This window comes from Halomonas chromatireducens, from assembly GCF_001545155.1.
Classification (GTDB): domain Bacteria; phylum Pseudomonadota; class Gammaproteobacteria; order Pseudomonadales; family Halomonadaceae; genus Halomonas; species Halomonas chromatireducens.
Genome location: NZ_CP014226.1, coordinates 357051 through 369976, shown reverse-complemented (window position 1 = coordinate 369976; position 12926 = coordinate 357051). Strand labels below are relative to the sequence as shown.

The following is a 12926-nucleotide window of genomic DNA, read 5'->3' as shown; positions in this document are numbered from 1 at the left end:
GCATGAAACGAAAACACGCCAAGACGCTGGCCGCCATCTTCAGCCGACCTACGCCGGGATCGATCCCCTGGAGCGACATCGAGTCGCTGTTTAGGGCGCTGGGCGCAGACATCCAGGAACGGGAGGGCTCGCGTATCGCCGTTGTGCTGTTTGGCGAGGTGCGCGTGTTCCATCGGCCCCACCCCTCACCGGATACCGACAAGGGCGCAGTGGCCAGCATCCGCAAGTGGTTGGAAGAGAACGGAGAGACCCCGTGAACAACATCATGATCATCGACGGCTATCGCGCCGTCATCCAGTACGACCCGGATATCGAGATGTTCCGCGGTGAGTTTACTGGCCTTAACGGCGGTGCCGACTTCTACGCCGACAGCGTGGCCAAGCTGCGTGAGGAAGGCGGTGTTTCGCTGCGCGTTTTCCTTGATGAGTGTCGGGAGCGAGGCATCGAGCCCACTAAGTCCTACTCCGGTAAGTTCCAGGTGCGCCTGCCTGAAGAGCTGCACAAGAACGCCGTCGATGCCGCCACCGCCAAGGGGCAGAGCCTCAATCAGTTCGTGGCCACCGCCATCGAGCACGAGCTTTCGACGTAACTTTAACTCCAGAGCCAAGGCTCGGATTTCACCCACACCGCCCTGCTGCTCTCCGACGCCCCCAACCCCATCCTCACCCGGGAGCTGGTCTACACCGGCATCACCCGCGCGAGGGACTAGCTCACACTGGTGGAGACGGGGCGCGGGATGCTGGATGAGGCGGTAACGAGGTAGTGGTGAGGGTGAGTGGGTTGGGGAGGTTGCAATAACGCAGCCACACTAGGTTGTCTGGAAGACGTCGCGTGTCGTTATAAAGCAAGGGAGTTGCAAATGAAGCACTATAGAAAAATCGAACATGTGAGTCGCCACGGCCTTTTCCTGCTGGCTCGGCCGCTACGAGTTGGCAGTGCTGCTGTGTGTCTCGGTACTTCCCGGCGGGATCTGGGGGTTCACCGAGCTGGCGATGCTGTCACCGAGGGAGAAACCCAGAGCATCGATGAGACTCTGCTGCTTTCCCTGCGCAATCCTGCCGATCACACCGATCCGCTCGGCCCGGGCTGAGTCGAGGAAATGGGGCGAGACTTTACCGCGCTCGGGAGTGTCGGCGTGCTGGTAGTGATCACACTGGGTGCCCTGGGCTACCTGCTACTCGCACGGCACCATCGTGCGGCGCTCTTTGCCTCGGTCGCGGTGCCCGGCGGCCATTCGATGATGTCTGCCGTCACGGCCGCCCTGCTCATCCGTGTACAGCCAGCGCTGAAGCTGAAGGCCTACCTGCTGATACTGATACTGCTCACCCTGCTGGTGGGCATGAGCCGTGTCTACCTCGGCGTGCATTGGCCGACGGATGTGCTTGCCGGCTGGACCGCCGGAGCGGCCTGGGCCGCGCTGTGCTGGCTGGTGATGCGTTGGTTGCAGCGGCGCGGGCAGGTAGAGACAGAGGAGAGCAACTCGGGTACCGAGTAGGTGCTCAAGCGATGGTAGCGGCAACATCAAGTGGGTGCTGTGGCTGCCTGAGGTGTGACTGTATTTACCAGATAGCCGTGGTTGTAGCGAAATGTCAGCATAACACCCTTCCCGGACACAAATTTAAGCCTCTTGGCTTTCAAAAATAGTATCAATTTTTTTTGAAAGCTTACATATTTCATAACTCTCGTCGCCTGACCCAGCCATCTCGATAATTTTCCTTCTGATTGCTGACTTGTTAACTCCTTCCGCCCTTTTAGAAAGCTCGGCAAAAACCTTGTTTGAAAAAACCTTACCATCGATAAGCTTTTCCCATTCAGATTCCCATTCAGATTGAAAATCTTCATCAACTTTATTCAATAAATTTACAACCTCATCTTTTAAATTCCCACTAAAAAGATCTTCAACCAAGTCCATTGACTCTTGATGCGCCCCTTTGCCACAAAGCGGATTGACGAGAATTTCATTCAACCCTTTCTTCATTCTAAATGTATAGTATTTTTTATAGGAAATGTCTTTAGTACTTTCTGCACAGTCCTGATAGATCTCATCGACTTGAAAATCTCCAAGCACATCGCCCCCCAAGTGGGAAAGGATTGGATTCACTGCATCTTTAACCAATTTTTTGTCTATAAAGTAATTCTCAACTTCGTGCCTCTCAAGAACCAAAAAGGTCTTATCGTAAAAACCAGGATGCAAACTTCGCAAGTCATCAAAGTACTCGGGGGATTTATTATCTCGGTCAATCATAAAACAAAAAGCAGCCCCATAAATGTCATGATAAATCCCTGATATTTTTTTATACATCTCCTCGACTTGCGAGCAACTACCAAGGGGGACAACCTTTATATTTTTCGACGCCATGAGCTCTCCAAATAGCTCAACATCTCCGACCCCTTCTACAAATAGTGTTCTAGAAAAAACGGAGCTGACACCAATACTTCTTAGCTCTGACTCAGTTTCGGACCGACTGATCCGGTGAACACCATCACCCAGTATATAATTACACCCATACAGCATGTTCCTATAAATTAGCGCCTTAGAATGAGTCAAAAGAAATAGCGAGGACAACTGACTATCGGACAGCGACTCTAACTGGACACCTGCTATATCCGAAAACTGCTCCTCTACCCAGCACTTCATGGACTCTGAAGCAACCAGGCCCCTCAGCAAATCATAAAATTTTATTAACAAGTCTTCATGCAGGTGATTTTCAGGCTCATCAAGCACCAGAACACCGAGGCCAGGGTATCTAAACAAATATAGCAAAGTCAAATATAGAGACATTTCCCCCGCACTAAAATCTTTGACATCATAATATTTTGACCTAGAGTCTGCTTTTCCTTGTATTATTATTTCGCCTGGCTTTTTTGTGGCACTAAAACTGTGAATTTTAATATCACCTGATATACTTGAAACCACTTCGTTAGCAATTTTGAAAAAATCATATCTCTTGTTCGAATCCAACCTATAATGGACGTAATCAAGCACGGATTTCTTATAAATAGTTTGAAAAACTTTCTCGGGAAAGAACACAGACTCGAGAAGGACATTCCTCTCATCCAGCCCACTTGATATATCAAGGCTATCAAAACCCACGCCGAAATCGGAAAAAGCTTTACCAGCATTAATAAGCAAAAAAAGATTTTTTGGATCGTTTATGTCCCATAGCTTCGAGAGCGCAGCAACCCCATCTTCAACACTATCAGAAAACGAGAACTCAATCTCAGGACGCACCGTACCATCCAGCTTTACGCCCACATAACTTCCTTCGACAAGAAACACCACCTCAATTTCGAAACTAGCCTCTGAAACCAAACTCTCCAGCTCCGAATAAGCCGCCTGCAAATATTCAGCATGGTTATTTACCCTACCATCCAACTGGGAGGCGAAAAACAACTTTTGAAAAATCTGAACCGCCTTAAATATTGCTGTTTTTCCCGAACCATTCTTTCCGCTAACAGTACTAATAGACTCATTTTCATCGAAAAAAAAGACATGCTCTTTCTTCGTAAATCTTTTGACGCCTCTTAAAGACACCTTCGTCAATTTCATATATCCTGCCATCACAAGGTTTTCATGTTTTTTCTAAACAAGTATGGCTATAAAGTTAACGGAAAATAGCCACTTCCCAATTCGCACACCTTCTAGCAGCCCCCTCTAGAATCTGCAACATCTCAAAAACGTGCCTAATCGCCGTACCTTAGGCTCGCTATGTTTATTGTCTCAACTGCCCTTTTTAAGATAGTTTGCCACTCAGAACTAGCTCTCGAAGGTCAAGCCGCCGAATCGGGTGAAGCGTAATACAATACTCGGTGGAATCCCTTTCCATTCGAACTGTTCCTATGCGCATGACCGTAACGTTATGTGTCTTTGCGCTTCAGCCTAGCACCGTAACATGGCTTTTCCCATACCCTTCATCAATGAAAGCCGACCAAAGATGAAGCACTACGCTCCTGGAAAGCTTACCTCCCACACCCTCACCCTAAAGAACGGAAAGTACGCCTCCGTGCCGAAGTGATTGCCCGCCTCGACCTTTGTGGACAAGGTGAAGCCTTCGAAATTTTAGAAATCATCGAGATAGCCGCCGGAAGGCTGGAGCCGCCACTGCTTCTCGGGATTGGCGTCGCTCCAGCGCTGGAACTGCACCCAGCGCGGCCTGCCATTCTCGGCCACAGCGATCTCTATCGCTTGCTCCAGGGTGCCGTGGGTAATGACCACTCGTGCCAGGTTGGGCTCGCCGGTCTCTTCCCAGCGCACGCCGTGCTGGGGCAGCAGGGCTGCCGAGGCCCAGAAGGTAGAGGGCTCGGTGGGAGCGTTGGCGTAGCGCCATCCTTGCGCATAAGCATTATGCTAAAAATGCTGCACTCCCCATTCGTTCTTGCCGGTGGGTCTGAGAATGTTGTGCTGGTCAGCTGGCTATAGGGGTAGGGGGATGCATGCTGCAATCGGATAGCCAGAAGGCCAGCCCCTATGCGGGTTGGCGCCGTCGCCTTTACCTGATGCTCGAGCCCACCGCTCGTGAGTCCCCTGGGCTATCGATCACCAACTGCATCATCTCCGGTCTGATACTCCTCGCAACTGCACTGACTGTTCTGGAGACGGAGCCGGTAGTCCGAGCGCTCGCTCCAAGCCTCTTCGTTACCGCCGAGGCAGCGCTGGCCTTGGCTTTTCTGGTCGAGTACGTCGCGCGCGTGATCGCGGCTGGCGAGGATCCCCGCTATCGAGGGCTGGCTGGACGTTTACGCTTCATGGTCAGCCCATGGGCGATCATCGACCTGCTCGCTATCTTGCCGTTCTTCCTCACCATGGGGGCAGTCAACGCCTTCGCGTTACGTCTGCTCAAGTTGATCCGACTGCTCAGGCTTGCGCGACTGGGACGCTTCTCCAACGCGATCGGCGATCTCTACCTGGCGGTGCGCGGACGCCGCTACGAACTCACGGTAAGCCTGATGGTGGCTGTGGCATTGCTGATCGTCACCAGTAGCGTGATCTATGTCCTTGAAGCCAGCCATCAGCCCGAGGCCTTCGGGAGCATTCCCAGGGCGCTCTGGTGGAGCGTGGCCACACTCACCACGGTGGGCTATGGGGACGTGACGCCGGTGACCGCGGCCGGGCAGCTGTTTGCGGGCCTGACCGCCATCGTCGGCATCGGCATGATCGCCATGCCAACCGGCATACTGGCGGCTGCCTTCAGCGATGCCATGCAGAAACGCCGGGAGCAGGCTGAAAACGACAACAGCGAGTGACAAGAAAGGGCGCGGCCCCTCGATACTGCTAGAAGTGAGTGGCACGCATGACTTTCAACTCACCGCGCGGGCATGACCATGGGCCGGCCGCGCCAAGCCCCAAGCAATGACACTCATCCGAATGGTACAGAAGAATCCTGAAACCCTTGAGCATCCCGCTGATCTTGCCGAGTACCATTGAGCACTACCGCACCGGAAACCGTACCTCCCCCACCCTCGCCCGGAAGAACGGAAAGTACGCCTCGGTGCCGAAGTGATTGCCACCGTCGACCTTGGTGGGCAGGGTGAAGCCTTCGAAGTCCTGGAAGCCGTCCAGGTAACCTCCGAAGGGCTGGAACCGCCACTCCTTCTCGGCGTTGGCGTTGCTCCATCGTGGGAACTTCACCCAGCGCGGTTGGCCGTTTTCGGCTACGGCGATCTCTATCGATTGCTCCAGGGTACCGTTCCTAATCACCGCTCGTGCCAGGTTGGGCTCGCCGGTCTCTTCCCAGCGCACGCCGGCCTCTTCCCAGCGCACTCCGTGCTGGGGCAGCAGAGCTGCCGGGGCCCAGAAGGCGGCTTCCGCCACGGCTCGGCCGAACGAGGCGCGCAGGTGGTTGTCGTCGCCCCCGGCCCTGGCGACGGGCAGCGTGCCGTCGAGCCAGAAGCGCGTCCAGGAGCGGCCTTCCGCCATGCCGTCCGAGCCGCTCATCTGCATCAGCCCGGCTCCGGCCCGTTCGAGACGCCAGATGAAGCCGTGCGGCGGGGCGAGTAGCTGCCGTGCCCGCATAGGGCGGTAGCCAGGTGCCTCCTTGGTGCCGAGACCGATCTCGCCCGTCATGTGGATTTCGCTGACGACGTGAAGCGGCGTGCCCGGGGCGATGGTATAGCGGAAGTAGCGCCGGGCGGCGTCGGGAAGGCCTTCCACCATGGCGGGGTCGAACACGTCAACGCTGGCTGGCGCCTGGGCTTGCAGCCAACTCCAGGCCTGCTCCATCGCACGGTTATCGGCCACTCGCCAGGCCTGCATGGCCAGTACGCCGGTGAGTATCAGCGCCAGCAGCAGGGCTGCGACCGTTGCCAGGAATGCCATTCGCCTGCTCCTTCGCTCCACTGCCGTTCTCGTTTCAGCTTTCAGAAACGTCCACCTGCTCATGGAAAGCGTTTAACCGGATGCTTTTCGATGATACTCCCGCTTGGCTGCGAGTAGCCTTTGGTCGGCGCGGGCGGCGAGGCTTTCCAAGGTGTCGTCGCGGCGCAGCGTGGCAATCCCCACGCTGATCGTGATGTCGGTCTGCTCGTGCGTCAGCTGCTGCAGGCGCTTGGCGGCGACGCGAGCGTCTTCATTGTTGCTCTCGGGCAGCAGGATCAGAAATTCATCGCCACCGAAGCGGCCCAGCAGGTCGTTTGCACGCAAGGCGTTCTGCAGGCTCGCGGCAACGCACTTGAGCGCAGCGTCCCCGGCGTCGTGGCCTTGGGTGTCGTTGACCTGCTTGAAGGCGTCGAGGTCGACCATCAATACGCTGAGCGAAGTGTCATAGCGCCTTGCCCGTTCAATTTCGCGCTGGCCCAGGGTCTCGATATGTCGGCGGTTGTAGCAGCCGGTAAGGAAATCGCGGGTCGCCATCTCCTCGAGCTGGGCATTGAGCAGCCTGAGCTCGCGGTTGGCGTGCTGCAACTCCGCGGTGCGCTGCTCCACGCGAGCTTCCAGCGCCTGGTTGTGGCGTTCAAGCGCTTCCCGGGCCTGGTGCAGCTCGGTCACGTCTTGAGAGATGCCAAAAATATGGGTGACGCGCTGCGGATCTTCGGCAGCATTGTGCAGCGGCACGATCAGCGTCAGCCAGTAGCCGTACTGCTCGTTGCCATGCTCGTCGAAGAAGACGGCATGCTCTTGATAGCGCATCGGCTTGTCCCGCGCCACGCATTCGCGATAGCGCGTATAGATCGCCTCGGCCGAAGCAGCGGGCATGAACGCCGGCAGCGGCTGGCCCAGGCACTCACGGCCAACGGTGTCGAGCTGTGCGGGGTTGGCTGCCTCGACCGTGAAGTGGCCGTCGTCCTCGACACGTACCAGGAACATGTTCTCGGGGAAGTGATTCCACAGCTCGCGAATCAGCGGATGCCTCATGAGGGCATCGTGGAAGGATTGCAGTGTCTGCTGAGGGGGTTCAACAGCCATGGGATCATCCGCGGCGATATTTTCACTACCTTTACAGTAACCACCTGGCCTGGCAAGTGTCGCCAACTGGCGTTGCGCCAGCGTTGGAGTGCATCCAGAGCCGGCGACCGTCCCTGGCCGCGGCGGGACAATGGGTACGTTACATCTTCAACTGGTCCAGCCGCTTCATCAGGTCGGTGATCGTTTTCGCTGAGCTGCTGGTGTCGTCATATCTGCCACGACGGAAAACCCTTGCCCGCCTCACCGGCACGCGCCGCCTCGATACCTGCATTGATGCTCAGCAGCTGCAGCATTTTCAATGCGCTGACGATCTGTTCAGTCTCCTTGGCCATGTTCCTGCTAAGCGCCGTCAACTGTTCTTCGTTCTGCTTGCGCGACTGAATGTCCGTCACAACGCCTTCCAGGTAGATCACGTTGCCGTCGGTATCCTTTATGGCACCGCCATACTCGCTCACCCACCATTGAGTAATCGCTCACCGCTCCATGATCGCGATAAAACTGCCTCCTGGGATATTGTCCGGAGGTACCGGACACCGGTCTGGAGCTGTCGCCCGTGTCGCAAATATTTCACTGCCAGACCCGCCAAACAGCACTATGCCGAGGCAACTGCTGGCAGTCCAGCTCGATATATTGAACGCCTGTGCTGGCACCCTGCGGGTTCAACGGGAGGATTCAGGGTACTTCGGCAGCGCGTCTTCGAGATCGAACCACTCCGCCTTGGACGAGACCCAGGCGTGGTAGCGCTTGCTGGGTGATATCGGCGTATCCAGGGTACCCAGCCGTAGCCGCTTGGCTTCGGGTCGGTCGTCTCGGGCGCTGTAGAGCGGACTGCCGCATTCGGCGCAGAACACCCGCGCCTTGTTGGACGTGGCGCGGTACTGCTTGAGGTATTCCGCACCCTGGGTGATGCGAAAGTCGGCCGAGCGGATCGGCGCCACGGCGGCGAAGGCGGAGCCCTGGGCCTTCTGGCACTGCTTGCAGTGGCACATCGAAACTTCATCAATTTCTCCGCTGACTTCGTAGCGGACCTTGCCGCACAGGCAGCTTCCCTTGAGCATCGGCCTCTTCTCCCCGGTGGCTTTCGCTTACGATACCCGTTTCAGTATCGAGCGCCACTTTCGCGGTGAATGCCGATGCCCTTGCCCCTTGTCGACGTCGGTGTCATCGTCAAACGGTCACCATCAGCCGCCTGACCGCAAGGAGCATTATCGTGTTCATCGCCATGAACCGTTTTCGGGTCAACCCCGAGAGAGTGGAGGAGTTCGAGCAGATCTGGCTGGAGCGGGAGAGCCACCTGCAGGGCTGCCTTACCATTTGATCGAACTCGATTCGCTCGAAGCGTTGAGGCGGGCGCAGCCCTCGGCCCATGTCTGGTCAGAGTGGATAACACCTAGCGGCTTCGCTCAGATCTACCTGTACGTGACGGAAAATACCAGCAGTGATGAGGGTTCCATCCGGACCCGGATGTTCTCAGGCCAGGGCGGCAGGCGTGAAGACCCCGCTACCGGCAGTGCCGCCTCAGCCCTGGCTGGCCATCTGGCCGTCAGCAGCGGAACAACCGGCTCGTACCGCTGGGACATTCACCAGGGCGTCGAGATGGGGCGGCCTAGCCAGATCTTTGCCAGCGCCGGCTTCGATGGGAGTGACTGGGTGATTCGGATTGCTGGAAAAGCGGTGGTCGTTGGCACCGGCATGCTGAAAAGCGCGCCAGGCAAGACGCTGCCAGGCCAGTTGGATTAATGGATGATGCCTTGCGTTCACCTCATAGTGCGATGGGCAAAACCTCGCAGCTCGCTTCACCGCGGTCAAGTCTTAGCTATCACGCGAGGGGTCACGAATGATCGTCGCTGATGGTAAACGCTACCCATCTGCAAACTGCCGGCGCCAGCGGTTTTCGATCGTGTCGAGCTCGGCCGGGCCGTAACGGGCGACACCGCCCCCACTGTAGTGGGCCCAGAGCTGATCGCCGAAATCGTAGTGCCACCACTCGCTGGGCAGGTTGGTAAAACCCGCTTCATGCATCACGTGGTAGAGCAGACGGCGGTTGTCACGCGCCTGGCGCTGTGCCGCGCTCGGAGCCTTCAGCGTCTCGAGGTGATCGGTATGCGAGGCCGGAATGGCCTCGTCGAACTGCGTGCCCATGTCGAGGGGCATGCCGTCGGCATCGCAGAGGGTGACATCCACGGCGCCGCCGGTCAGATGCGGGCTCGGCGCCAGCGGGTCGCGACTCGGCAGCGACACGAACTCACGCGTACGCACCATGAGCTCACCCTCGTCGAGAGACGGATGATGATGGTGGATCGCTTCATGCAGCGTATCGAACAGATACTGCTGCACGCGCCACGGCCGCCAGCCATCGAGCACCACCATGCCGATTCCCTCGGGTAGCCGCCGGGCGGCCTGAAGCAGCGCCCGATAGACCCCTTCGCGCACGAAGCACTCGGGCACGGCGCCGGGGATGCCCAAGCGAGCATAGGCGGGGAATACCTTGATGGGTTCGGGTGCGAGACTCATCGGAATGAGACGCTCACCGCATTCGGTGATCGGGAGCGCCGACACACGCTCCCACTCGGGAGCGTCCAGGCTGGGGACCCTGTGCAATGGGATGCCGTCGGCAGTTGGGGAGTTGGAGGTCGGCATGGTCTTATCCAAGGACATTAGGCAGCCACAAGGTGAGCGGCGGGAACAGGATCAGCAGCAGTTGGACCGCGATGGCCGTCAACACGAACGGCCAGATGGTCCGAAACAGCGAGACGATCTCCAGCCGGCTGACTGCCGCTGCCACGAACACGCAGGCCCCCATGGGTGGCGTGATCAGGGCGATGGTAATGTTGAGCGTTATGACGATGCCCAGATGCACGGGGTCGATCCCGGCCATCATGGCGACCGGCGTAAAGATCGGCGTGAGCAGCATCAGCGACGAGACCTCCTCCATGAACATCCCGGTGATGAAGGTGATGCCGCTGAGCATCAGCAGGATCAAGAAGGCGTTATCGATATAGGGCGAGAGCAGTGAGACGAACTGCGCCGGTACCTGGGCGTAGGAGAGTAGCCAGCTGATGGTGGCCGATGCCGCCATGATCAGGAAGATCGCCGAGGTGAGACGCGAGGTATCGACAATCGCCTGCCAGAATTGAGGCAGCCTGAGCCCTCCCAGCACGATGCCACACAGCGCGACATACAGGGCGGTCAAGGCACCCGACTCGGTCGGTGTGACAAAGCCCATGACGATGCCCGCCACGATGATGAATGGCGCCACCAGTGCCGGCAGGGCGGCGACCGCTGCCAGACCCAGCTCCTTGGCCTTCGGCAACTGGCCGCGCTTCGGCAGGCCGTTGCGCCACGCATACCAGGCGTTCATTGTCATGAACGCCACTCCCAGCAGCAGGCCCGGGATCACCCCGGCCAGGAACAGGTCCCCCACCGAGGTGTTGGTCAGCGACGCGTAGAGAATCATGAAGATACTGGGAGGAATGATGGGCCCGATCAGCGAGCTGCCCGCCGTGAGACCAGCCGCGAAGGCGCGCGAGTAGCCTTCACGTTCCATGGCCGGTACCAGCAGCGAGCCCAGCGCCGAGGTGTCGGCCACCGCCGACCCATTGACGCCGGCAAAGAACACGCTGGAGACGACGTTGACGTGCCCCATGCCCCCGCGGAAGTGCCCCACCAGCAGGCGGGCCAACCCCATCAGGCGCTCGGTCAGCCCACTGACGTTCATCAGGTTACCCGCCAGGATGAACAGTGGAATCGCCATCAGCGAGAAGACATTGATGCCCCCAAAAAACTGCTGAGGCATCATGCGCGGGATCATGCTCGGGTCGACGAAGAAGAAGCCGACCAGCGCCGTCGTCAGCAGCGCGATGAACAAGGGCAGGCCGAGCAGCACATGGCCCAGAAATACTACCAGCATGGTCAGGATCATGATGCGGCGTCCTCCGTCGCGACCCGCAGGGGAGCGGGGCCATACCAGAGCACATGCCAGGCCAGCAGGGCAAAGCCGATGGGCAGCGACATGAGCGGTACCGTGCGGCTGACGCCCAGCCCCGAGGTGGTGAACATGCTGACAGAGTGGGCGTAGCGGTAGCTGACCCAGGCGCCTCCCAGCGCAATGCCAAGGGTCAGCAGCCACTGGTAGATATTCAGCAGGCGAGTCAGAGCAGGCGGCAGCAGTCGCTCGATCAGCGCGACACGCATATGGCCCCCCTCTACCCAGACAGCACCAGCGGCGAGCATGACGGTGCCGATGATGAGAAACCGGGCGAGTTCATCGGTCCAGATCGGTGCGCCACCGGCGAAGTAGCGCATGAAGACGCCAAAGAGGATGACGCCCAGGTTGATCAGCAGCAGGCTGGCGGCGATTGTCAGCGACAAAGGTCGGCTGATCGCCAGCACGCGATGGCGCAGTGACGACATGGAAAGGTCCTGTGGTGAAAAGGGGCCGAGTGCCCGGCCCCGAAGGAAACCCGCTGGAATCAGTCGATCAGGTGGCTCATGCCGGCGTCCTCGAGCGCCATGTCGATCCAGCGCTGCTCGATGCCACGTTCGGCCAGCCACTCAAGGTAGGCCGGCTGGCCAATGTCACGGAAGGCTGCCAGATCGTCCTCTGAGGGGCGGATCACCTCCATGCCCTGCTCTTCGAGGAAGGCGATACGCTCCTCCACCTGCGACTCGTTGTGAACGCGGGCGTTATGGTTGGCCTCGGCAACGGCTTCCATGAAGGCGTCACGCACGTCGTCCTCCCAGCCTTCGATCATCTGGCTGTTGCCGACCAGGAACTGGTTGGAGTACTGGATGTTGGCCAGCGTCAGGTAGTCCTGCACCTCGTAGAGGCTGCCCAGGATGATGTACATCGGCGGGTTCATCTGGCCGTCGGCCACGCCGGTGCGCAGCGACATGTACACTTCGGTCCAGGGAATCGGTGTGCCAGATGCCCCGAAGGATTCGTACAGGGCGACCTGGCTGGGATCCATGGCACGGAAACGTAGCCCCTCGAAATCATCGGGATGGGTGATCGGCTTCTCGTTATTGGTGAAGGCCAGGAAGCCCCCCTCCTCTACCACCGCCAGCATATCGACACCGGCACGCTCTTTGAGCGTCGCCTCGACCTCACGCCAGTAGTCGCCCTCATCGAAGAAGGCACGAGCGTCGTCGAAGTCATCGAACAGGAACGGAATCGCACTGACGAAGATTTCATCGACCAGCGGGGAGACGCCTGCGAACGACGCCACGTTCAGCTTGGGCGTATTCATGGTCTGCTCCATGCGGTCCTCTTCTTCCCCCAGCATGCTGTTGGGATAGAGTTCCAACTGGATTTCGCCACCGGTCTTGTCTTCTACCAGCTCCTTGAGGTTGGTGGCAAAGACGTGCACGGCGTTCTTGTCGGGATCGGGTGCGCCGTTGTAGCTCAGGTTGATGGTGGTCGCGGCCATGGCCTGGCCGGTGAGCAGCACGCTGCCCAGCAGGCAGGCAGACGCCAGGGCAGTCAGCGGAAAAGGCTTCGAGACGGTCATCGACAAGCTCCTTG

General features: G+C 58.4%; 17 protein-coding genes and 1 pseudogene. 8 read left to right on the top strand and 10 right to left on the bottom strand.

The features are described 5' to 3' along the window. The first annotated feature begins 2 nt into the window (after positions 1–2). The 5 genes and pseudogenes from LOKO_RS01815 to LOKO_RS20010 all read left to right on the top strand — a co-directional run bounded on the left by LOKO_RS01815 (position 3) and on the right by LOKO_RS20010 (position 1495). Positions 3–257 (top strand): type II toxin-antitoxin system HicA family toxin, encoded by a 255-nt coding sequence (locus tag LOKO_RS01815; RefSeq protein WP_066444310.1) that lies wholly within the window; start codon positions 3–5, stop codon positions 255–257. Next, positions 254–589 carry a type II toxin-antitoxin system HicB family antitoxin gene (locus LOKO_RS01810; RefSeq protein WP_066444299.1) on the top strand — a complete coding sequence of 112 codons (336 nt, stop codon included), beginning with the start codon at positions 254–256 and terminating at the stop codon, positions 587–589. Before LOKO_RS01815 ends, LOKO_RS01810 begins: the two co-directional genes overlap by 4 nt. Before the next feature lie 9 nt (positions 590–598). After that, a pseudogene (locus LOKO_RS20560) lies at positions 599–798 on the top strand (ATP-binding domain-containing protein); the annotation flags it as partial. A gap of 61 nt (positions 799–859) precedes the next feature. Continuing rightward, positions 860–1090 (top strand): hypothetical protein, encoded by a 231-nt coding sequence (locus LOKO_RS20015; protein WP_235588922.1) that lies wholly within the window; start codon positions 860–862, stop codon positions 1088–1090. A 45-nt stretch (positions 1091–1135) separates the two neighbouring features. Next, positions 1136–1495 (top strand): phosphatase PAP2 family protein, encoded by a 360-nt coding sequence (locus LOKO_RS20010; RefSeq protein WP_235588921.1) that lies wholly within the window; start codon positions 1136–1138, stop codon positions 1493–1495. A gap of 123 nt (positions 1496–1618) precedes the next feature. On the opposite strand, the gene LOKO_RS01800 is transcribed toward LOKO_RS20010, so the two are convergent. Together LOKO_RS01800 and LOKO_RS19735 are read right to left on the bottom strand one after the other, a co-directional pair. Then, positions 1619–3562, bottom strand: a complete 1944-nt coding sequence (locus LOKO_RS01800; RefSeq protein ID WP_066444295.1) for an AAA family ATPase — start codon at positions 3560–3562, stop codon at positions 1619–1621. 498 nt (positions 3563–4060) lie between these two features. Further along, positions 4061–4255 (bottom strand): hypothetical protein, encoded by a 195-nt coding sequence (locus LOKO_RS19735; RefSeq protein WP_066444288.1) that lies wholly within the window; start codon positions 4253–4255, stop codon positions 4061–4063. Positions 4256–4434: 179 nt separating this feature from the next. Here LOKO_RS19735 and LOKO_RS01790 point away from each other — a divergent pair, with 179 nt between their 5' ends. After that, on the top strand, positions 4435–5244 hold the full coding sequence (locus tag LOKO_RS01790) for a potassium channel family protein (RefSeq protein ID WP_083517375.1): 810 nt from the start codon (positions 4435–4437) through the stop codon (positions 5242–5244). A gap of 184 nt (positions 5245–5428) precedes the next feature. On the opposite strand, the gene LOKO_RS01785 is transcribed toward LOKO_RS01790, so the two are convergent. From LOKO_RS01785 to LOKO_RS01770, 4 genes are all read right to left on the bottom strand, one after another. Further along, positions 5429–6316: a DUF6544 family protein gene (locus tag LOKO_RS01785; protein WP_066444285.1), complete on the bottom strand. Its 888-nt coding sequence runs from the start codon at positions 6314–6316 to the stop codon at positions 5429–5431. A 72-nt stretch (positions 6317–6388) separates the two neighbouring features. Further along, entirely contained in the window at positions 6389–7402 is a 1014-nt protein-coding gene (locus LOKO_RS01780) for a sensor domain-containing diguanylate cyclase (RefSeq protein WP_066444283.1), read from the bottom strand. 206 nt (positions 7403–7608) lie between these two features. Beyond that, positions 7609–7815, bottom strand: coding sequence for a hypothetical protein (locus LOKO_RS20005; RefSeq protein WP_235588920.1), 207 nt, complete (start codon positions 7813–7815; stop codon positions 7609–7611). 246 nt (positions 7816–8061) lie between these two features. Further along, positions 8062–8460, bottom strand: a complete 399-nt coding sequence (locus LOKO_RS01770) for a GFA family protein (protein WP_066444278.1) — start codon at positions 8458–8460, stop codon at positions 8062–8064. A 152-nt stretch (positions 8461–8612) separates the two neighbouring features. Here LOKO_RS01770 and LOKO_RS19105 point away from each other — a divergent pair, with 152 nt between their 5' ends. Then, positions 8613–8720, top strand: coding sequence for an antibiotic biosynthesis monooxygenase family protein (locus LOKO_RS19105; RefSeq protein WP_235588919.1), 108 nt, complete (start codon positions 8613–8615; stop codon positions 8718–8720). Further along, a complete protein-coding gene (locus tag LOKO_RS18500; protein WP_066444277.1) occupies positions 8717–9142 on the top strand; it encodes a PhzF family phenazine biosynthesis protein in 426 nt (141 codons plus the stop codon). Before LOKO_RS19105 ends, LOKO_RS18500 begins: the two co-directional genes overlap by 4 nt. 120 nt (positions 9143–9262) lie before the next feature. Here the strand turns inward: LOKO_RS18500 and LOKO_RS01760 are convergent, their stop codons facing one another. From LOKO_RS01760 to dctP, 4 genes are read right to left on the bottom strand one after another with little or no spacing between them, the layout of a single operon-like run. Further along, positions 9263–10042 carry a M15 family metallopeptidase gene (locus tag LOKO_RS01760; protein WP_201025347.1) on the bottom strand — a complete coding sequence of 260 codons (780 nt, stop codon included), beginning with the start codon at positions 10040–10042 and terminating at the stop codon, positions 9263–9265. Positions 10043–10046: 4 nt separating this feature from the next. Continuing rightward, entirely contained in the window at positions 10047–11324 is a 1278-nt protein-coding gene (locus LOKO_RS01755; protein WP_066444276.1) for a TRAP transporter large permease, read from the bottom strand. Beyond that, positions 11321–11815 carry a TRAP transporter small permease gene (locus LOKO_RS01750; RefSeq protein WP_066444267.1) on the bottom strand — a complete coding sequence of 165 codons (495 nt, stop codon included), beginning with the start codon at positions 11813–11815 and terminating at the stop codon, positions 11321–11323. The genes LOKO_RS01755 and LOKO_RS01750 overlap by 4 nt, the downstream gene beginning before the upstream one ends. A 59-nt stretch (positions 11816–11874) precedes the next feature. Continuing rightward, the gene (dctP, locus tag LOKO_RS01745; RefSeq protein ID WP_066444262.1) at positions 11875–12912 is read right to left on the bottom strand and encodes a TRAP transporter substrate-binding protein DctP; all 1038 of its coding nucleotides are present in this window, start codon (positions 12910–12912) and stop codon (positions 11875–11877) included. Positions 12913–12926: the final 14 nt, after the last annotated feature.